This window comes from Croceicoccus sp. Ery15 (assembly GCF_020985305.1).
Classification (GTDB): domain Bacteria; phylum Pseudomonadota; class Alphaproteobacteria; order Sphingomonadales; family Sphingomonadaceae; genus Croceicoccus.
On the sequence record NZ_CP087588.1, the window covers coordinates 2,351,413 to 2,370,547 of the forward strand.

General features: G+C 63.0%; 19 protein-coding genes. 13 read left to right on the forward strand and 6 right to left on the reverse strand.

Annotation, left to right across the window (positions count from 1 at the left end; genetic code table 11):
• Positions 1 to 46 precede the first annotated feature (46 nt).
• From recQ to LOZ77_RS11440, 3 genes are all read left to right on the forward strand, one after another.
• Positions 47 to 1,825, forward strand: coding sequence for a DNA helicase RecQ (gene recQ, locus LOZ77_RS11430; protein ID WP_230279215.1), 1,779 nt, complete (start codon positions 47 to 49; stop codon positions 1,823 to 1,825).
• Positions 1,826 to 1,922: 97 nt separating this feature from the next.
• Positions 1,923 to 2,795 carry an SPFH domain-containing protein gene (locus LOZ77_RS11435; protein ID WP_230279216.1) on the forward strand — a complete coding sequence of 291 codons (873 nt, stop codon included), beginning with the start codon at positions 1,923 to 1,925 and terminating at the stop codon, positions 2,793 to 2,795.
• A 108-nt stretch (positions 2,796 to 2,903) separates the two neighbouring features.
• Positions 2,904 to 3,344, forward strand: coding sequence for a Flp family type IVb pilin (locus LOZ77_RS11440; protein ID WP_230281958.1), 441 nt, complete (start codon positions 2,904 to 2,906; stop codon positions 3,342 to 3,344).
• A 271-nt stretch (positions 3,345 to 3,615) separates the two neighbouring features.
• On the opposite strand, the gene panC is transcribed toward LOZ77_RS11440, so the two are convergent.
• Complete coding sequence (panC, locus tag LOZ77_RS11445) at positions 3,616 to 4,473, reverse strand: pantoate--beta-alanine ligase (protein ID WP_230279217.1); 858 nt, start codon at positions 4,471 to 4,473, stop codon at positions 3,616 to 3,618.
• A gap of 99 nt (positions 4,474 to 4,572) precedes the next feature.
• Between panC and LOZ77_RS11450 the strand changes: the two genes are divergently transcribed.
• The 4 genes from LOZ77_RS11450 to LOZ77_RS11465 all read left to right on the forward strand — a co-directional run bounded on the left by LOZ77_RS11450 (position 4,573) and on the right by LOZ77_RS11465 (position 9,946).
• Complete coding sequence (locus LOZ77_RS11450; RefSeq protein ID WP_230279218.1) at positions 4,573 to 5,376, forward strand: division plane positioning ATPase MipZ; 804 nt, start codon at positions 4,573 to 4,575, stop codon at positions 5,374 to 5,376.
• Positions 5,373 to 5,657 (forward strand): J domain-containing protein, encoded by a 285-nt coding sequence (locus tag LOZ77_RS11455; protein WP_230279219.1) that lies wholly within the window; start codon positions 5,373 to 5,375, stop codon positions 5,655 to 5,657. The genes LOZ77_RS11450 and LOZ77_RS11455 overlap by 4 nt, the downstream gene beginning before the upstream one ends.
• 71 nt (positions 5,658 to 5,728) lie before the next feature.
• A complete protein-coding gene (gene pgmG / locus LOZ77_RS11460; RefSeq protein ID WP_230279220.1) occupies positions 5,729 to 7,141 on the forward strand; it encodes a phosphoglucomutase/phosphomannomutase PgmG in 1,413 nt (470 codons plus the stop codon).
• A 360-nt stretch (positions 7,142 to 7,501) separates the two neighbouring features.
• The gene (locus tag LOZ77_RS11465; RefSeq protein WP_230279221.1) at positions 7,502 to 9,946 is read left to right on the forward strand and encodes a ligase-associated DNA damage response DEXH box helicase; all 2,445 of its coding nucleotides are present in this window, start codon (positions 7,502 to 7,504) and stop codon (positions 9,944 to 9,946) included.
• 75 nt (positions 9,947 to 10,021) lie between these two features.
• On the opposite strand, the gene LOZ77_RS11470 is transcribed toward LOZ77_RS11465, so the two are convergent.
• The 4 genes from LOZ77_RS11470 to LOZ77_RS11485 all read right to left on the reverse strand — a co-directional run bounded on the left by LOZ77_RS11470 (position 10,022) and on the right by LOZ77_RS11485 (position 12,672).
• On the reverse strand, positions 10,022 to 10,489 hold the full coding sequence (locus tag LOZ77_RS11470) for a biopolymer transporter ExbD (RefSeq protein ID WP_230279222.1): 468 nt from the start codon (positions 10,487 to 10,489) through the stop codon (positions 10,022 to 10,024).
• 32 nt (positions 10,490 to 10,521) lie between these two features.
• Positions 10,522 to 11,052, reverse strand: a complete 531-nt coding sequence (locus LOZ77_RS11475) for a biopolymer transporter ExbD (RefSeq protein WP_230279223.1) — start codon at positions 11,050 to 11,052, stop codon at positions 10,522 to 10,524.
• Between the two features lie 111 nt (positions 11,053 to 11,163).
• On the reverse strand, positions 11,164 to 11,928 hold the full coding sequence (locus LOZ77_RS11480; protein ID WP_230279224.1) for a MotA/TolQ/ExbB proton channel family protein: 765 nt from the start codon (positions 11,926 to 11,928) through the stop codon (positions 11,164 to 11,166).
• A gap of 75 nt (positions 11,929 to 12,003) precedes the next feature.
• Positions 12,004 to 12,672 carry a TonB family protein gene (locus tag LOZ77_RS11485; protein ID WP_230279225.1) on the reverse strand — a complete coding sequence of 223 codons (669 nt, stop codon included), beginning with the start codon at positions 12,670 to 12,672 and terminating at the stop codon, positions 12,004 to 12,006.
• 379 nt (positions 12,673 to 13,051) lie between these two features.
• Between LOZ77_RS11485 and LOZ77_RS11490 the strand changes: the two genes are divergently transcribed.
• The 3 genes from LOZ77_RS11490 to glpX all read left to right on the forward strand — a co-directional run bounded on the left by LOZ77_RS11490 (position 13,052) and on the right by glpX (position 16,525).
• Positions 13,052 to 13,915, forward strand: coding sequence for a hypothetical protein (locus LOZ77_RS11490; RefSeq protein ID WP_230279226.1), 864 nt, complete (start codon positions 13,052 to 13,054; stop codon positions 13,913 to 13,915).
• A gap of 151 nt (positions 13,916 to 14,066) precedes the next feature.
• Complete coding sequence (locus LOZ77_RS11495; protein ID WP_230279227.1) at positions 14,067 to 15,422, forward strand: homoserine dehydrogenase; 1,356 nt, start codon at positions 14,067 to 14,069, stop codon at positions 15,420 to 15,422.
• Between the two features lie 125 nt (positions 15,423 to 15,547).
• Complete coding sequence (gene glpX / locus LOZ77_RS11500; protein ID WP_255671123.1) at positions 15,548 to 16,525, forward strand: class II fructose-bisphosphatase; 978 nt, start codon at positions 15,548 to 15,550, stop codon at positions 16,523 to 16,525.
• Positions 16,526 to 16,531: 6 nt separating this feature from the next.
• On the opposite strand, the gene LOZ77_RS11505 is transcribed toward glpX, so the two are convergent.
• Positions 16,532 to 16,792: a hypothetical protein gene (locus tag LOZ77_RS11505; protein WP_230279228.1), complete on the reverse strand. Its 261-nt coding sequence runs from the start codon at positions 16,790 to 16,792 to the stop codon at positions 16,532 to 16,534.
• Positions 16,793 to 16,947: 155 nt separating this feature from the next.
• Here LOZ77_RS11505 and LOZ77_RS11510 point away from each other — a divergent pair, with 155 nt between their 5' ends.
• Genes LOZ77_RS11510 through LOZ77_RS11520 form a run of 3 tightly spaced genes read left to right on the forward strand, consistent with a single transcriptional unit; the run spans position 16,948 to position 19,101 of the window.
• The gene (locus LOZ77_RS11510; protein ID WP_230279229.1) at positions 16,948 to 17,883 is read left to right on the forward strand and encodes a ribose-phosphate pyrophosphokinase; all 936 of its coding nucleotides are present in this window, start codon (positions 16,948 to 16,950) and stop codon (positions 17,881 to 17,883) included.
• The gene (gene hisN, locus LOZ77_RS11515) at positions 17,883 to 18,671 is read left to right on the forward strand and encodes a histidinol-phosphatase (RefSeq protein WP_230279230.1); all 789 of its coding nucleotides are present in this window, start codon (positions 17,883 to 17,885) and stop codon (positions 18,669 to 18,671) included. Before LOZ77_RS11510 ends, hisN begins: the two co-directional genes overlap by 1 nt.
• Entirely contained in the window at positions 18,634 to 19,101 is a 468-nt protein-coding gene (locus tag LOZ77_RS11520) for a gamma-glutamylcyclotransferase (protein ID WP_255671124.1), read from the forward strand. Before hisN ends, LOZ77_RS11520 begins: the two co-directional genes overlap by 38 nt.
• Positions 19,102 to 19,135: the final 34 nt, after the last annotated feature.

Below are 19,135 nucleotides of genomic sequence, written 5' to 3' on the forward strand. Positions count from 1 at the left end.
CCACCGCCGCTTCCTCAGCCGCGCCCGATCTGCCATGGCCATCCCCATGGCCCAGAACATGGCAGGCGCGCTCGATACACTTAAACGTACTTTCGGCTTCTCCGCCTTTCGCGGGGTGCAAAGCCAGGTGGTGGAGCGTGTGCTGGCGGGGCAATCGACGCTGGCAGTGATGCCGACCGGCGCGGGCAAATCGCTTTGCTATCAATTGCCCGCGCTGATGCTGGATGGCACCTGCGTGGTGGTCAGCCCGCTGATCGCGCTGATGCACGACCAGCTTCGCAGCGCAGAGGCCAACGGCATCCGCGCCGCCACGCTGACCAGCGTGGACGAGAACCGTGCCGAAACGATCGAGCGGCTGAAAAGTGGCGAACTCGACCTGCTTTACGTCGCGCCCGAACGGGCCAGCCAGCCCTATTTCCGCGAGCTTCTCGCCCAGTGCCGCATCGCGCTGTTTGCGATCGACGAGGCGCATTGCGTGTCTGAATGGGGGCACGATTTCCGGCCCGATTACCGCCTGCTGACCCCGATGATGGACGCTTTTCCGCATGTGCCGCGCCTTGCGCTGACGGCAACGGCGGATGCGCATACGCGGGCGGACATCCTGACCCAGCTGGGCATTGCCGAAGACGGGTTGATCGTCGCGGGGTTCGACCGGCCCAATATCCGTTATCAGATCACCCCGCGCGACAGCCTTGCCCGCCAGATCCAGCGCGTGATGGACGCACAGCCGGGTCCCGGTATCGTTTACGCCCCGACCCGCGCCGCGACCGAACGGCTGGCCGAAACGCTCGGCAAATCGGGCCGCGAAACGCGCTGCTATCACGCGGGCCTGCCGCCCGAGGTTCGCGCCCGCAATCAGGCCGAATTCGTCGCCAGCGAGAGCATGGTGATGGTCGCCACCGTCGCGTTCGGCATGGGGATCGACAAACCCGACGTGCGCTTCGTGATCCATGCAGGTCTGCCCAAGTCGATCGAGGCCTATTATCAGGAAACGGGCCGTGCGGGCCGCGACGGCGATCCGTCGGTCGCGCATCTGTTCTGGGGCGCTGACGATTTCGCCCGCGCCCGCATGCGGCTGGGCGAAATGGGCGAGGACCGTATCGCGGGCGAGCGCACGCGGCTGGGCGCATTGGGTGCGCTGGTCGAAACCGCCGGTTGCCGCCGCGCGATCCTGCTGCGCCATTTCGGGGAAAGCCCGCCCGAAACTTGCGGCAATTGCGATAATTGCCTGTCGCCGCCCAAATCGGTCGATGCGACGGTGACGGCGCAGAAATATCTCTCTGCCGTGGCACGCACGCGGCAGATGTTCGGGGCGGGTTATGTCGAGAGTATCCTGACCGGCCAGTCGAGCGACCGCAGCCGCCAGAACGGCCACGAAAGCCTCTCGGTATTCGGCATTGTCGAGGGGGAGGAGGCGCAGATGCTGAAACCCGTGTCCCGCGCCTTGCAGGTTCGCGGCGCGTTGCTGCCGACCGAGCATGGCGGGCTGATGCTGGGCCCCGACGCGCGCGCCTTTCTGAAAGGCGAAGTGCCGCTCGACCTCGTCCTTCCGCCACGGCGCGCGAAAAGCCGAAGGCGCGGCGGCGATGCCACGCCCAATCCCGTGGGCGATCCCCTGTTCGAGGCGTTGCGCGAATTGCGCCGCGACCTTGCGAAGGAAAGCGGGGTTCCGCCCTATGTGATCTTTCACGACAGCGTGCTGCGCGACATGTGCGGATTCAAACCGCAAACCCTGGACGAGCTGGGCGAACTGCCCGGCATCGGCGCGCGCAAGCTGGACGAATATGGCGAGGATTTTCTGGACGTGATCCAGCAATACGCCTGACGCCTCTATTGCCGGCGACCATGTCAATCATTTGGCAAAAGCTGTGCTATACTGCCCGCCGGACAAGATGCGGGGGCACGACATGGAACTCAAATCGATGAAAACGTCGCAGGAAACGGCGGCGAACACGTTCAGCGGCTATCCGGTACTGGTGCTGCTGCTGGCCGCGATGGTGCTGGCGGTCATGGCGCTGCTGCGACTGGGCGGCGGGGGTGGCGGCTTTGCCGTGTTTACGCTGATCGCGATGATCGTGCTGTGGGTCTTCCTGATCGCCGGATTCTATATGTTGCAGCCCAATAATGCGGCAGTGATCACCCTGTTCGGCAGCTATCGCGGGACCGACCGGACCAACGGGCTGCGCTGGATCTGGCCATGGATGGGGCGGCACAAGATTTCGGCGCGCGCGCACAACATCCATTCCGAAAAGGTGAAGATCAACGATCTGCGCGGTAATCCGATCGATATTGCCTGCAATGTCGTGTGGCGCGTGCAGGATACGGCGCAGGCCGTGTTCGACGTCGACGATTACAAGGAATTCACCAACATCCAGATCGAGGCGGGCCTGCGCACCGTGGGTGCGCGCCACCCCTATGACGATATGGGCGAAGAGGACGAGACGACGCTGCGCGGCAGCGCCGATGTGATCAACGCCGAATTGCAGGCCGAACTGAACGACCGGCTGAAAGTCGCGGGGATCGTGGTCGACGAAGCGGGGCTGACCCATCTGGCCTATGCCAGCGAGATCGCGGGCGCCATGCTGCGCCGCCAGCAGGCCGAGGCCGTCATCGCCGCCCGCGCCAAGCTGGTGATGGGTGCGGTCTCGATGGTCGAAATGGCGCTGGACAAGCTGAAGGCCGACAACATCGTCGACCTCACCCCGGACCAGCGTGCCGATATGGTCGCGAACCTGATGGTCGTGCTGTGCGGCGACCGCGATGCGCAGCCGGTGGTGAATACGGGTAAGGGATAAGGGCGCAGAGGGTTCGACAGGTAATCCTTCGCCAATTTAAAATATTGTCACTTCTTCCGACTCCGTTTCCTGCTGTAATCGTTTGAACAGGGTCGCAGGAGTGAGTCGGTGTCAAGACTCCGTACAATTGTTCGTTTCTATTTCGATCGTTCGGCGGCTGCTTCGGCAGAATACGCGCTGATGCTTAGCGTTCTCGTCATTGGTCTTGGCTATGCGACGTTTCAGCTCGGGAATAATATTCAATCCGCGCTGGGCGGTATCGCGAACGAGATCTACGCCATTTCGGACGAAACGGATGGCGGATCGCAGGGATCGCCATCAGGTTCTGGCGGGTCGGGCGCTGGTAGTTCTGGATCTGGCGGGCAGAACGACGCAGGCGAAGGGACGGGCCAGAATTCGGGCGGGACGGGCGATTCCGGCAGTTCGGACGGCAGCGGATCGGGGGATGGCGGTCAGGGCGGCGATGGCTCAGGCGGGGGCTCCGGTTCGGGCGATATTCCGGTCGATGACGACGGTCCGGACATTGATCTTGGCGATGGCGGCGACTGACGATCCATCTGGCGGGCGGTCGGTTGATTGCCCTGTCCGCGTTCGGCGGTCACGGGCTGTCGCACGGGACGAAGGCTATTTCCCGCTGTCCTACACGCTCGTCCGGCGTTAGCCGTATTTGCAACCGCTCTTTCAAATCGTCGAAATTTCCGCAGGCCGCCCTTGTGTCAACCAAAGGCGGGAAACCCAAGCATTTCTGCGGCTTTGCGGTGGGTGACAGTCTGCGGACGATATGTCACTTTTGTCACCCTGTTGTGACGATCGCGAACGTCTAGACCGCCATATTGTCGATCAGCCGCGTGCCGCCGATCCGTGCCGCGACGAACAGGCGCGCATTGCCATTGGGTGCGTTCAGCAAGGCAATGGAGCCGGCATCGCGCAATTCGGCATAATCGATGCTGTCGAAACCCGCCGCCAGCACCACGCCTTCCAGCTCGGTCAGCACGGCACCGGCCGGCAGCCCCTCGTGCAAGCGGTCGATCGCGGCGCGCATCGCCACGTTCAGCACTGCCGCCGACTGGCGCTGCCGGGGCGAGAGATAGGCATTGCGCGAGCTCATCGCCAAGCCGTCCGCCTCGCGCACGATGGGCACGCCAAGGATCGCGTCGACACGGGGGAACAGCAGGTCGAGATCGCGGGCCATGCGCCGGATCACGGCCAGTTGCTGCCAGTCCTTCTCCCCGAACAGGGCGATATCGGGCCGCACCTGGTTGAACAGCTTGCACACCACGGTCGCCACCCCGTCGAAATGGCCCGGCCGGTCCGCTCCGCACAGCCCGTCGCTTACCCCCGAAACGGCGATATTGGTCGCATAGCCTTCGGGATACATCGCGGTCACATCGGGCGCCCACAACAGCGCCACGCCTTCGGCTTCCAGCAGGCGGCTGTCGCGCTCCATCTGGCGTGGATAGGCGTCCAGATCCTCGTTCGGGCCGAACTGTCTGGGGTTCACGAAGATGGATACGGCGACCAGATCGGCCAGCTCTTTCGCGCGCCGGACCAGCGTCAGGTGTCCTTCGTGCAATGCCCCCATGGTGGGCACCAGCGCCAGTTTCGTCCCCTCTTTGGCAGCGGCGCGCAAGCGCTCTACCGTTTGCCGTAGTGGATTCAGCGCGTGAACGGTTTGCATCTTGGGAGTCCCGCTTGGTAAACTGCGTGCATGTCGGGGCGGGTGTAACGCCCAAACCGGCAGCGTAAAGCCATTTGGCGTAAAGAGTTGACCCAAGATATGAGCCAGCCACACCGCATCGTCTTCGCCAATGAAAAGGGCGGCACCGGCAAATCGACCACGGCGGTTCATGTCGCCGTCGCGCTCGCCTATCAGGGGGCAAAGGTCGCCGCGCTCGATCTGGATCACCGCCAGCGCACGTTTTTCCGCTATTTCGAAAACCGGCTCGACACCGAAAAGCGGCGGGGCATCGAATTGCCCGGCGCCATGGTGGGCGTGTTCGGCGGCCCCAGCATCGAAATACTGGAAGCCATGATCGAAGAAGCGAGCGAAGGGATGGACTTCCTGATCTTCGACACCGCGGGCCGCGATGACAAATATGCCCGCCATGTCGCGACGACGGCCGATACTCTGGTCACGCCGCTGAACGACAGCTTCGTGGATTTTGACCTGTTCGGCCATGTCGATCCCGAAACCTTCAAGGTGAAAAAGCTGTCCTTCTACTCCGAACTGATGTTCGAGGCGCGCAAGAAACGCGGGCTGGCCACCCAAAGCGGGCGGCGCGAGATGGACTGGATCGTGGTGCGCAACCGTACCCAGCATATCGAGGCGCGCAATATGCGCCGCCTTGAATTCGCGCTGTCCGAACTGTCAAAGCGCGTCGGTTTCCGAATCGCGCCGGGCCTGTCGGAACGCGTGATCTATCGCGAATTGTTCCCGGCGGGCCTGACCCTGCTGGACAAGGGGCATCTGGGCGACATGGCGACCAGCCATCTGGTGGCGCGGCAGGAATTGCGATCGCTGGTCAAGGCGCTGAACCTGCCCCCGATCGAACGTCCCGATCAGGTGGGCGTAGCCGCGTGAAATTCCTGATCCTCGCCGTTCTGGCGGTGGTCGTGTTCCGCATGGTGTTCCGCAAATGGCCGTGGGACATGTGGCGCGATTCCGAAAAATCGCAGCAAAGGGCGCAGGCGCGGACATTGCTGGGCGTCGACCGGCATGCCAGCCGCGAGGATATTCTGGCTGCCCACCGACGTCTGATGCGCACCGCCCATCCGGACAAGGGGGGATCACCCGAAGAGGTGTTTCGCATCGATGCCGCGCGTGACATATTGCTGGAACAAACTGTCCCCACCAAGCGCTAAAGCGTGGGTTCTTGCCAGTCGCGTCCTGCATCTGGCGGCCAGTATAGTCCAAAGTCGCGAAAGGCATCGTCATGTCCCATCAGTTCCACCCTACCGTCCTGCGTGAATATGACATCCGCGGCATTATCGGAGAGACGCTGGGCCCCGACGATGCCCGCGCCATCGGCCGCGGGTTCGCCACCCTGCTCAAGCGGGCGGGCGGCAGCAGGGTCGCGGTGGGTTATGACGGGCGCGTATCCTCACCCACGCTGGAACATGCGCTGGTCGAAGGGCTGAACGCCAGCGGATGCGACGTGGTGCGGATCGGGATGGGACCGACGCCGATGCTCTATTATGCGGAGGCGTCAGCCGAAGATGTTGACGGCGGCATCCAGATAACCGGCAGCCATAATCCCGCCAATTACAACGGCTTCAAGATGGTATTTCAGGGCCGGCCGTTTTTCGGTGCCGATATTCTGAAAATCGGCGAGATGGCGGCTGCGGGCGACTGGATCGACGGCAGCGGCAGCCACGAATCCCGCGACGTCGTCGACGCCTATATCGACGCGCTGATGAAGCCGTTCGATGGGCTGCCTGCTGCCGAGATGGCCAATCTGTCGAAGCTGCGGATCGGCTGGGACGCAGGCAATGGCGCGGCTGGCCCGTGCCTTGAAAAGCTGGTCGCACGTCTGCCGGGGGAGCATTTCACCCTGTTCACCGAAGTCGACGGCACGTTTCCCAATCATCACCCCGACCCCACGGAAGAGAAAAACCTTGTCGATCTGAAGGCCCTGGTGGCCGAGAAAGGGCTCGACTTTGGCGTGGCCTTCGACGGTGACGGCGACCGCATCGGCGCGATCGACGGCACGGGCCGGGTTATCTGGGGCGACCAGTTGCTGATGATTTACGCCGAGGATCTGTTGAAGCACTTACCCGGCAGCACGATCATCGCCGACGTAAAGGCCAGCCGCGCCCTGTATGACAGCGTTGCGGCCCATGGCGGACAGCCGCTGATGTGGAAGACGGGCCACTCGCTGATCAAATCGAAGATGAAGGAAACCGGCTCTCCGCTTGCTGGCGAGATGAGCGGGCATGTGTTCTTTGCAGACCAGTATTACGGCTATGACGATGCGCTTTACGGTGGCGTCCGGCTGATCCTCGCCAGCGCGCGTCTGGGCAAGAGCGTGACCGAATTACGTTCGGCGATGCCCGACATGATCAACACTCCCGAAATGCGCTTTCAGGTCGACGAAAGCCGCAAGTTCGCCGTGATCGACGAGGTGAAGGAGCGGCTTGCCAATTCGCCCGACGATGTGAACGCGACCGACGGGGTGCGCGTTACCAATGACGATGGCTGGTGGCTGCTGCGTGCATCGAACACGCAGGACGTGCTGGTTGCCCGCGCCGAGAGCGATAGTGAGGCGGGTCTCGAACGGCTGATGGCCCAGATCGATGGCCAGCTGGCCGAATCGGGACTGAAGCGGGGTCCGCAAGCAGGGCACTGACGGCAGGCGGGTTCGGTCCCCGCCATTTTCCGAATCACGAATCAGGTTTTGGGGTCCGATTCGCGGGCTTGGAAGGTATGACACCGCTTTCCAAGCCCATCGCTGCTGCGATTGCGAAGGGTTTTCCACAGTGCCGATACGCCGCTAAATTACTGTATTTCTAGGCTTACTGACATTCTTGCAAAAAGCGCAATTCGCCTGACCTTTTTTGCAGTTGCAAAACCGCGTGCTGCGATGCACAAAGAACCTGCCTTTCAGGCATCCTCTCCCAAAACTTCATGGCCCGGCGGGTTTTCCCTCCGGGCCTTTTTTTTGCCCTGAATAGCTCTGGCAGGCGGGCGAAGAACCAAATCGCGTGCTATGGGTTGTGCCATCACCATGGCGGTTCCCGACACGATAGAGCGCTGGTTCCATTCCCGCGACTGGCGCATCAGACAGCATCAGGCGGCGATGCTGGAGGCCGACGATGCCGGTCAGCATGCACTTCTGACCGCCGATACCGGCGCGGGCAAGACGCTGGCGGGATTCCTTCCCACGCTGGCGGCATTCACGCCGGAACGATTGGGGGGAGAGGCGCCGCCTGACGGGCTGCATACGCTCTATGTCTCTCCATTGAAGGCTTTGGCGACCGACGTGAAGCGCAATTTGCTGGTGCCGGTCGAGGAATTGGGCCTGCCCATCCGGATCGAGACGCGTAGCGGCGATACGCCATCGGATCGAAAGAAGCGGCAGCGAAGCCGACCGCCACATGTCCTGTTGACCACTCCGGAATCGCTCTCGCTGCTCATCTCCTATCCAGAGGCGGCTGAGATGTTTGCCGGACTGCGGCGTGTGGTGATCGATGAATTGCATGCGTTTGCCACGGGTAAGCGCGGCGATCTGCTGATGCTGGCATTGGCCCGCTTACAGGCGTTGGCGCCCGGTTTGCGGCGCAGTGGTCTGTCGGCCACGGTTGCCGATGTCGAAAGCTATCGTGGCTGGCTGGCCCCGTGGGGCGATCTGGACGGCGTAACCCATGTAGTGGGCGAGGCTGGTGCTTCGCCCGAGATCGAAATCTTGCTTCCCGATGGAGAGCGGGTGCCATGGGGCGGGCACGCGGCGACCTGGGCGATCCTGCAGATATTCGAGGAGATCAGACGCAATCGCACCACGCTCGTTTTCACCAATACGCGCTTTCTGGCGGAATATATCTTCCAGAAACTGTGGGACGCGAATGACGATGTGTTGCCCATCGGCATCCACCACGGGTCGCTGTCGGTCGAAGCGCGGCGCAAGGTGGAGGGCGCGATGGCACGGGGGGAGCTGCGCGCGCTTGTCGCGACGGCCAGCCTCGATCTGGGTGTAGACTGGGGCGACATCGATTGCGTGATCCAGATGGGCGCGCCCAAGGGCTCCTCGCGCCTTTTACAGCGGATCGGTCGTGCCAATCACAGGCTGGATCAACCTAGTCGGGCTTTGCTGGTTCCGGGCAACCGGTTCGAGTTTCTGGAGGCGCAGGCCGCGCTCGATGCGGTGGAAGAAGGCGTGCGCGATGGCGAGGATTTCCGGCCGGGCGGGCTGGACGTTCTGGCCCAGCATGTCATGGCCTGTGCCTGCGCAGGACCGTTTCAGGAGGATGCGCTGCTGTCCGAAATCCGCTCGACGCTGGCCTATGCGTGGGTTGATGAGATTGTTTGGCGGCGGGTTCTGGGTTTCGCCGAGAACGGCGGCTATGCCTTGCGCGCCTATGACCGGTTCAAGCGCATCACGCGCGAGGATGGCGGCTGGTGGCGGCTGACCCACCCCGAACATGCCGCACGCCACCGGTTGAACGCGGGCATTATCCTTGACGGAGAGATGCTGACCGTGCGCTTTCGCAATGGCAGGTCACTGGGAAGGGTGGAGGAACGCTTTGCCGCCAGCCTGAGCCCCGGGGACACGTTCCAGTTCGCGGGGCTGAGCCTTGAAGTGGAGGCGCTGCGCGAGGTTGAGTTGATCGTGCGCGCGGCGAAGAAATCGGCGATGATCCCCAGCTATGGCGGAGCGCGGATGCCGCTGACGACGCATCTGGCCGATCGGGTGCGGGGCTTGCTGATCGACCGGGCTGGCTGGGCACGTTTTCCCGACGATGTGCGCGAATGGCTGGAAGTGCAGGACTGGCGCAGCGAAATGCCCGGTCCGGGCGAGCTCCTCGTCGAAAGTTTTCCGCATGAGGGGCGCGAATATACCGTGTTCTATACGTTCGAGGGGTGGAACGCGAACCAGTCGCTGGGCATGCTGATCACGCGGCGGATGGAGGAACGCGGGTTGGGGCCGCTGGGCTTCGTCGCCAACGATTACTCATTGGCGGTGTGGGGGCTGAAACCGGTTGACGATCCCGCTGCCCTGTTGTCGCCTGATATTCTTGCGCATGAATTCACCGAATGGGTCACCAATTCGCACCTGCTGCGCCGCGCATTTCGCGAAGTGGCAGTGATTGCGGGGTTGGTAGAGCGCCAGCAGCCGGGGAAGCGCAAGACCGGTAAGCAGGTCACGTTCTCAACCGATCTGATCTATGATGTGTTGCGCAAATACGAGCCCGATCATGTGTTGATCGAGGCAGCGTGGCAGGACGCGCGGACGCGGATGACCGATGTCGGGCGGCTGGCGGGTGTGCTGGAACGGGCGGAGCGCGAGACGCGGCATGTCCGTTTGGAACGGGTGAGCCCGCTGGCTGTGCCGGTGCTGGTTACCATCGGGCGTGAGAGAATGCCTGCAGGAGCGGCGGACGATGATATTCTGGTCGAGGCCGAGAGCCTCGTCTCGCTGGCTATGACGCCCGAATAAAGGCACCCACGCGTAAGGGGCAAACAAAAAGGGCGGACCCGAAGGCCCGCCCCGATTGCGTTGGCGATCGTGAGATCAGCCAGCCGTCTGCGTCGGGTTCACACCCGCCGGACCGCCTTCGAACATGCGATACCGTTCGTTACCGACAAAGCCGAACTTGGTAGCGCCCGAGTTCTTGATGATCTTCAGAACTTCGGCCGTCACTTCGTAAGCGGTGAATTCGTCGGGCTCGAACTGCAGCTCCGGCTCGACCGGCAGCAGCAGCGATTCCTGAATCGTGCTGACCAGCTGCCCCTGCGTAACGGTTTCGCCGTTCCACAGGATCTCGCCCTCGCGGGTGATCATCACCTTGTTCTTCACCGGATCGATATTCACCTCGCTCGGCACATTGCTCGGCGTCGGCAGATCGATGTTCACGGCGTGCGTGGCGACGGGGATCGACAGGATGAAGATGATGAGCATGCAGAGCATGACGTCGATCAACGGCGTCGTGTTCATCTCCATCATCGGGGAGCCGTCGTCGCTGCCTCCTGACATTGCCATGGGAAGTCTCCTTTAAATCTTGAAGCGCGCGATCAGGCGTCGGGGTCGATCGGCGTCGAGATGAAGCCGACGGTCGGATAGCCTGCAGCCTGGATCTGATAGATCGCGCCTGCAACGCACTTCCACGGAGCGTTCTGGTCCGCGCGGATATGCACCTGCGGGATCAGATCGGGGTTTTCCGCAATCGCTTCGGGTCCGCCTTCGCGCTTCACGATCGCGTCGAGACGCTTGAACGAACGGTCCTGCAACTCGTCGGAGTTCACCGGCGTGTCGTTGATATAGACGCGGCACGCGCCTTCACGGCTGGCACCGGAGTAACCGGCTTCGCCCGGGCTAAGGCCGTTGCCGTCGGTCGAGGTGATCGACAGCATCAGGTTTTCGACCTTGTCCTGCGATTCTTCCGATTCGATGATCGGCACCTTGAGCTGTTCGATCGACTGGATCGCGACCGGGACCGCGATCAGGAAGATGATCAGGAGCACCAGCATCACGTCCACGAGGGGCGTGGTGTTGATGTCCGACATCGGTGTCTCGGCGCCACCGCCGCCACTAGAAATCGCCATTATCTTACCCTATCTGGCCGTTTCGGCCCCTGGGGGCCAATCCCCGCAAACTGATCCAGGCGAATCCGCCCGCGGGAAGACGGGGCAGCCCGAAGACTGCCCCTTCGTCACTTACTTCTTGACTGCGGCGCCGGCAGCGGTCGTCGCCGGCTTGGCAGCGGGAGCAGCCGTCACGGCAGGCTTCACGGCACCCTTCGAGTTGATGTTCGCCAGAATGTCGGTCGAGAAGCCCGACAGATGCTCGGCGATGCGCTTGTTGCGGGCCTGCAGGTAGTTGTAGGCCAGAACGGCGGGAACGGCGACGAGCAGACCCAGCGCGGTCATGATCAGGGCTTCACCCACGGGACCGGCGACCTTGTCGATCGATGCCGAACCGGCGATGCCGATGTTGATCAGGGCGCGATAGATGCCGACCACGGTGCCGAACAGGCCGATGAACGGTGCGGTCGCGCCGACGGTGGCGAGGAAGGGCAGGCCCGATGCGAGGCGGGCATTGATCATTGCTTCCGAACGGGCAAGCGAGCCGTGCAGCCAGTCGTGTGCTTCGAGGCTGTCGGTCATCTTCGAGTGCTGTTCTTCAGCAGCGAGGCCGTCGTCGACGATCTGGCGGAAAGCCGAGTTCTTGGTCAGGCGGCCAGCGCCTTCGCGCAGCGAGTTCGCACGCCAGAAACCGGTGCGGACTTCCTTGGCCTGACGCATGATCTTGTTCTGCTCGAAGAACTTCGTGAACAGAATGTAGAACGAGCCGAAGGACATGATGCCCAGAATGATGACGGTCGCATAGGCGATGAAACCGCCCTGCTCGAGGGCTTCTTTAAAGCCGAACTTGTTTGCCGGCGCTTCCGAGGCAGCAGCGGCGAGGATTTCGATGATCATGCGGAAACTTCCTTCAATGACAGTGATTTCGTTTTAAAATCAGAGCTTTGTAGCAGTTCGAACACTGCCCGCTGCTTATCTCGGGATCTGGTAACGGATCGTCTGCGACATCGTGCTCGAGATCTCGTTGCCAGCGGCATCCAGCGCCGGATCATAACGCGCATAGCGCTTCATGCCGTCGCACGCTGCCTCGTCAAGCGAGGAGGACCCGCTCGAGCTGGTAACCGAACATTCCGAAACACGACCCCGTGCGTCCACCGTGATGCGCATACCGACGGAGCCTTCCTCCTCGTTACGCAGCGCGCGGCTGGGGTAATTGTCCTGAATACGACCCGCCCAGCTGTTCTGGTTCTTCGCACGGGCACCACGTGCCTGCGAAGGAGCCGGAGGAGCGACCGGTGCCGGCGGAGCGGCAGGCGGAATCCGGACTGCCGGCGGAGACGGCGGCGGAATCGTCTGGACCGTCTTGATCTGCGGAGCAGGACGTTCGATCCGCACGGCCGGAGGCGGCGCAACCGGCGGCGGCGGAGCCTGCGGCGGCGGTTCGTCCGGCGGTGGCGGCGGAGGAGGCGGCGGTGGCGGCGGATCCTCGATATTTACCGCGGTGACCGTTTCCTTGACCTTTTCAATAGCCTCGTAAGCGAGACCAGTGACCAAGGCATAGATGGCCGCGATATGCAGAAGCGCAACAATGACGATCGCAGCGATCTTGTTGCCGCTCATCTGTTGGTCAGCATAAGCCATTCAAATAACCCACTCCATTAAGTGCACGCGCAAACAGGCCTGCAAAAGCCTGCCCTCAACAAATGGAACTGTCCATGGTGTGCATACACCATTTCGATCCCACGTTTCCTGCCCTGCCGGTAGAACCGGGCGCAAGCTGCCGGCCGGATTAGCCCATCAGGCATACCGACCGTTGAACATGCGCAAGTTTATTGCGGCCCGATCTGACGCCGAGCCGTTCGAAACGGGGGTTTAACGCCGAACATTGGGGTGCGCAAATGCTTTGTCGATTAAGGCGCGATTCACTACCTGTGTCGTTTGAAGGGGTTGATGCGTCCTTCGCGCACGCGTTTATGCGCGTGAGATTCTATATATACACCACCCGAAGGGGGGCTTCGAATTGCGTATACAAAATCGCCTGAACCGCCGCGTTTTATCCACGGTTACCTCTGCCGCCATTGGTGTTTCGCTGGTCGTGGCGGCGCCTTTGGCGGCCCAGCAGGGCGGCGGCGAATCGCCCGTGACCTATGCCGATCTGGCCGATCTGGCGCTTCCCGCGCCGCTGACCATCACGGCCGAGATTCGCAAGATGAGCCAGATCGATCCGTCGCGCACCGGTCCGATCAAGCAGGGCTGGGCACGCGTTTACGTAGAGGCCGAGACGAAAAGCCTGCTGGCAGGCAGCAGCACGATCGGCGAAAAGTTGAAATATCTGGCCGATGTAAAGCTTACGTCGAAAGGCAAGCTGCCCAAGATGAAGGGGCAGCAGGTCGTGATCTTCGCCCGCCCCGTGCCGGGCCGCAGCGACGAGATCCAGCTGGTCGCCCCCGACGCGCAAATGCCCGCAGCCTGGGTCGATACGACCAGCCTGCGCGGGCTTTTGTCGGAAAAATTGTCGCCCGACGCCCCGCCCGAGATAACTGGTGTGCGAGATGCTTTGCATACGCCGGGCAATCTGGCGGGCGAGGGTGAGACGCAGATTTTCCTCAAGACCAAGACCGGATCGCCCGCGTCGATCGCGGTGGTGAGAACGCCGGGCCAACCGCCCGTCTGGGGCCTTTCGACGGGCGAGCTGGTGCAGATCGATGCCCGCCCGCCGCGTCCCGGAACGCTGGAATGGTATCGTCTCGCATGTTCGCTGCCCGCAACCCTGCCGGTCGAGGCGCAATTGTCCACCGATCCGCGCCTGCGACAGCAGGCATCGGCGGATTACGCGGTGGTGATGCAACAATTGGGCACCTGCCAACGCAAGCGGGAATTCTAGGCCAGCGTCGGCGGGCGCGCCCAGATTGCTGGCAGCGCGCCGATGGCGCAAAATTCGTTCGGGCCAGAGGCGTTTTTTGTAACGCGCCTCTGGCCAAGCGCGCGCTACTCGCCTAACCGCCACGCTCCTTTGCAATATGGAGCTTTTTCGCGTGTCCGATCAGTCTCGCAGTCAGCCTGCCCCCCTTCGCATTGCCCTTGCCGGTCTTGGCACGGTTGGCGCAGGTGTGATCCGGCTGATTGAGACGAACCGCGAATTGCTGGCCCGGCGTGCCGGTCGCGAGATCGAGATCGTTGCCGTTTCGGCGCGCGACCGGTCGAAAGATCGTGGCGTCGACATTTCGCGTTACGACTGGGAAGATGACATGGGCGCGATGGCGACGCGGCCCGATGTCGACGTGGTGGTCGAACTGGTCGGCGGGTCAGACGGACCGGCACTGACTCTGGCGCGCAACGCCATCGCCAATGGCAAGAGCTTTGTCACCGCGAACAAGGCGATGATCGCGCATCACGGACTTGGCCTTGCGCGCGAGGCGGAGGCCGCGGGTCACGCGCTGAAATTCGAAGCGGCGGTCGCGGGCGGCATCCCCATCGTCAAGGGCCTGCGCGAGGGTGCGGCAGCCAATGCGATCGAGCGTGTGTACGGCATCCTCAACGGCACTTCGAACTATATCCTGTCCACCATGGAGGACACGGGCGCCGATTTCGCCGACGTTCTGGGAGAGGCGCAGGCCAAGGGCTATGCCGAAGCCGACCCGACCTTCGACATCGACGGGATCGATGCGGCGCACAAGCTGTCGATCCTTGCCAGCATCGCATTCGGCACCGAGCTGGATTTTGCCAGCGTCAGCGCCGATGGCATCCGCCGCATTCTGGCCGCCGATATCGCGCAGGCCGATTCGCTGGGCTATGTGATCCGCTTGCTGGGCATGGCCAATGTCGAGGAAGGCGAGGACGGCAAGACCCGCCTGTTCCAGCGCGTCCATCCCTATCTGGTGCCGAAAAACCATCCGCTTGCCCATGTCGACGGCCCGACCAATGCCGTGGTGGCCGAGGGTAATTTTTCGGGCATGCTGCTGTTTCAGGGCGCGGGCGCGGGCGATGGCCCCACGGCCAGCGCGGTGGTGGCCGACATCATCGATATCGCGCGGTTCTGGGACAGCGAGGGAGAGATCGATCCGCCGTTCTCGATCCCCGTGGCAGAGCTGGACACCACGCTGCCCGCGCAGACCGGGCACCGCACGGGCAAGGCCTATCTTCGGTTCCTCGTCACCGACCGTCCCGGCGTGCTGGCCGAACTGACTGCCGCGATGCGCGATGCGGGCGTTTCGATCGAAAGCCTGATCCAGATGGGCGCCGAACATACCGGCGGCACCGACGGATCGGTGCTGGTATCGATGGTCACGCATGAGGGTGAGGAAGCTTCGGTCGAAAAGGCGCTGGCGCTGCTGTCCGGCCTCGACAGCATGACTGCGCCGCCGCTGGTCATGCATATTCTGAAACAATGATCGGGCAAAAAGGGGCAGTCGTAGCCCCTTAGCGGCAATCCCGATGCTCGCGCCGGTCGAACTCGACAAGATAGGGCCGCTCGGTTACCCCGCGTCTGGCCTGATATTCGAAAGGAATTGCCTCCGTGCCGAAACCAAGTGACGTCCTCGACCGCGTTCTCGTCCTTGAAATGGTCCGCGTGACCGAAGCTGCCGCGATTGCCGCATCCTATCTGGTCGGCCGCGGCGATGAGAAAGCCGCAGACGCCGCTGCCGTGGAAGCCATGCGCAAGGCGTTCGACGAGCTGTATATGGACGGCACCGTCGTCATCGGCGAAGGCGAGCGTGATGAGGCGCCGATGCTGTTCATCGGCGAAAAGGTCGGCGGCGCGCCGGGCAAGGGCCCCAAGATCGATATCGCGCTCGACCCGCTGGAAGGCACGACGATCACTGCCAAGGCCGGCCCCAATGCACTGGCCGTGCTGGCAGCCGCCGAAGAAGGCGGCCTGCTGAACGCCCCCGACGTTTACATGCAGAAGATCGCGGTCGGCCCCGGCTATCCCGAAGGGGTGATCGACCTGACGAAAAGCCCGACCGAGAACGTCAAGGCTGTCGCGGCAGCCAAGGGTGTGGAACCGGGCGAGATTATCGTCTGCGTGCTCGACCGACCCCGCCATGAAGCGATGATCGCCGAACTGCGCGAACTGGGTTGCGGCGTTGTGCTGATCGGCGACGGCGATGTCGCGGGCGTGATTGCGACGACCAATCCCGACACCACGATCGACATCTATATGGGTTCGGGCGGCGCGCCCGAGGGTGTGCTGGCCTGCGCTGCGCTACGCTGCGTGGGCGGCCAGTTTCAGGGCAAGCTGCTGTTCCGCAACGATGACGAACGCGCCCGCGCCCGCAAATGGGGTATCGAGGATCTCGACAAGATCTACAGCCTGCGCGATCTGGCGAAGGGCGACTGCATTTTCGCCGCCACCGGCGTGACCGACGGTTCGCTGCTGGCCGGTGTGAAGCATCTGAAGGACGGTCGGATGACCACCGATTCGGTCGTGATGCGCGCATCCTCGCGCACGGTGCGCTGGATCAAGGGCGAACATCACCGCGACCATGTCTGAGGCGGCCTAGTCCTCTTCGGAGATTTCCCCGCGATAGCCGAGGCCGCGCAGTTCGTCTGCGCGGCCTTGTTCGTATAAATCGGCTGCCGTGTCTGGCGTGCCATATTTCTGCAGCGCGTCGACGGTCCATAATTCGTCGTCCTGCGCGGCATCAGGCAGTGGCCCTGTCGGCGGCAGCGAATCGGCATGGCGCGTCGGCGACGGCCCCAGCCACAGCCGAAGCGCCAAAAGCAGCACCAATGCCCCGATCATGATCCAGAACAACACGCTACCCCCTATAATCCACTGCGAGCGGGCGCGCCATTGTTGCAATCGCGGGACTCCCCGCTAAGGCCGCGCATTGGGCGGTGCGCGCGCTGCGGTGTCCGCGCCCGCTCCTAGAAACCGAACTTGCCCCCGCAGCCGTTTCGAGGACCGACGCCATGAAGATCATGTCCGGCAATGCCAACCTGCCGCTTGCCCGCGCCATCGCGGCCTATCTGGAAGTGCCGCTGACCGATGCCAGCGTGCGCCGCTTTGCCGATGAAGAGATCTTTATCGAGATCCACGAGAACGTCCGCGGCGAGGATGTGTTTATCGTCCAGTCGACCAGCTTTCCCGCCAATGACAATCTGATGGAACTGCTGATCGGGATCGATGCGTTGAAACGCGCCTCGGCCAAGCGGATCACGGCGGTGATCCCCTATTTCGGCTATGCGCGTCAGGACCGGAAGCCCGGACCGCGCACCCCGATTTCGGCCAAGCTGGTCGCCAATCTGATCACCATGGCGGGCGCCGATCGCGTGCTGGCGGTCGATCTGCATGCAGGGCAGATTCAGGGCTTTTTCGATATCCCGACCGACAATCTCTATGCCGCGCCCGCGATGGCCGCGGATATTCAGGCGCGCTATGGCGATCAGGATCTGATGGTCGTGTCGCCCGACGTTGGCGGCGTGGTCCGCGCCCGCGCACTGGCCAAGCGGCTGGACAACGCGCCGCTGGCCATTGTCGACAAGCGCCGCGACCGTCCCGGCGAATCGGAAGTGATGAATATCATCGGCGAGGTGAAAGGGCGGCACTGCATCCTGATCGACGACATCATCGATTCGGGCGGTACGCTGTGCAACGCGGCGCAGGCGCTGTTGGATGAAGGCGCGACCAGTGTAACGGCCTATATCACGCACGGCGTATTGTCCGGCGCTGCGGTGGCCCGCGTAGAAAAATCGGCGCTGAAGGAGCTTGTCATCACCGACACGATCCAGGCGACCGAGGCGGCGCGCGATTGTTCGTCGATCCGTATCCTGTCCATCGCCACGCTGATTGGCGAGGCGATTCGCCGCATTGCCGACGAAAGCTCGGTCTCGTCGCTGTTCGACTGATGCGTCTCGACGCCGACATTGCCCTCGCCCAGCGCCTTGCCGAAGCGGCGGGCGCAGCGATCCGGCCGCATTTCCGCACCGCGATCGAACCGGACCGCAAGGGCGATGCGTCCCCAGTAACCATTGCCGACCGCGAGGCGGAAGAGGCGATGCGCGCCATTCTGGCGTCGGAACGCCCGGAAGACGGCATCATCGGCGAGGAATTCGGCAGCGAGCGTGCAGGCGCCAGCCGCCAATGGGTTCTCGATCCGATCGACGGCACGGCGGGGTTTCTGGCGGGCCGCCCGATCTTCGGCACGCTGATATCGCTGATGGTCGACGGCTGGCCCCTGGTTGGGGTGATCGACCAGCCGGTCGCGGGCGAACGCTGGGTCGGCGCATCGGGTCAGGCGACATTGCTGAACGGTTCGCCCGTCCGCAGCCGCCCCTGCCGCAAGCTGGAAGAAGCGACGCTGGCCACCACCGGCCCGCATTATTTCGACAACCATGATGGCGAGCATTTCATGGCGCTAGCTGCGCGCACCGATCACAAGCGCATGGTGATGGGCGGCGATTGCTATAATTACGCCATGTTGGCTAGCGGCCATCTGGATATCGTGGCCGAGGCGGGGCTGAAGCTGCACGATTATGCCGCGTTGATCCCCGTGGTCGAAGGCGCGGGCGGAATGATGACCGACTGGAACGGCGATCCGCTGAACGCTGCCAGCGACGGGCATGTGCTGGCACTGGGCGACAGTGCGCGTTTGGAAGATGCGATCGAGGCTCTGGCCTGCCATCACGATCATTAGGGAGAGCAGGGCCATCGTCCAGCGGTTGTTTGTCTATGGCACCCTGATGGCCGCGACCGATACGCCGATGGCCCGCTGGCTAGCGCCGAGACTGGGGCTTTGCCGTAATGCGACAGTCGCGGGGCGGCTGATCGCGGTTCCGGCGCGCAGCGGTTTCTATCCCGCCTTGCTGCCCGCCAGCGGTATTCGCCGCGTATACGGCGTGGTCTGCGAAGCGACGCTTGCGCCGCAGGACTGGCGCAAACTGGACCTTTATGAGGGCGGCGAATACCGGCGGGTGCCCGTGATCGTGCTTTCAGGTGGCATTTGGCTGCGCGCGCAAACCTATCGCTGGGCCGCGCCGGTGCCGCCAGCGGCCTGCAACATTGCGGGCGGCGATTTCCGCCAATGGCTGGGCGAGAATCAGCAGCCCGCCTATACCGGCGGCTGAAGCGCAGACCGCGCTGCGGCGATTAGCGAAAAAT

Coding starts and splice junctions, on each gene's coding strand:
- LOZ77_RS11465 (WP_230279221.1), top strand. CDS start 7,502: ATGGGTTGTGCCATCACCATGGCGGTTCCCGACACGATAGAGCGCTGG.
- recQ (WP_230279215.1), top strand. CDS start 47: ATGGCCCAGAACATGGCAGGCGCGCTCGATACACTTAAACGTACTTTC.
- LOZ77_RS11485 (WP_230279225.1), bottom strand. CDS start 12,672: ATGGCTTATGCTGACCAACAGATGAGCGGCAACAAGATCGCTGCGATC.
- pgmG (WP_230279220.1), top strand. CDS start 5,729: ATGTCCCATCAGTTCCACCCTACCGTCCTGCGTGAATATGACATCCGC.
- LOZ77_RS11470 (WP_230279222.1), bottom strand. CDS start 10,489: ATGGCAATGTCAGGAGGCAGCGACGACGGCTCCCCGATGATGGAGATG.
- LOZ77_RS11480 (WP_230279224.1), bottom strand. CDS start 11,928: ATGATCATCGAAATCCTCGCCGCTGCTGCCTCGGAAGCGCCGGCAAAC.
- hisN (WP_230279230.1), top strand. CDS start 17,883: ATGCGTCTCGACGCCGACATTGCCCTCGCCCAGCGCCTTGCCGAAGCG.
- LOZ77_RS11435 (WP_230279216.1), top strand. CDS start 1,923: ATGAAAACGTCGCAGGAAACGGCGGCGAACACGTTCAGCGGCTATCCG.
- panC (WP_230279217.1), bottom strand. CDS start 4,473: ATGCAAACCGTTCACGCGCTGAATCCACTACGGCAAACGGTAGAGCGC.
- LOZ77_RS11520 (WP_255671124.1), top strand. CDS start 18,634: ATGCGATCGAGGCTCTGGCCTGCCATCACGATCATTAGGGAGAGCAGG.
- LOZ77_RS11475 (WP_230279223.1), bottom strand. CDS start 11,052: ATGGCGATTTCTAGTGGCGGCGGTGGCGCCGAGACACCGATGTCGGAC.
- LOZ77_RS11510 (WP_230279229.1), top strand. CDS start 16,948: ATGAAGATCATGTCCGGCAATGCCAACCTGCCGCTTGCCCGCGCCATC.
- LOZ77_RS11450 (WP_230279218.1), top strand. CDS start 4,573: ATGAGCCAGCCACACCGCATCGTCTTCGCCAATGAAAAGGGCGGCACC.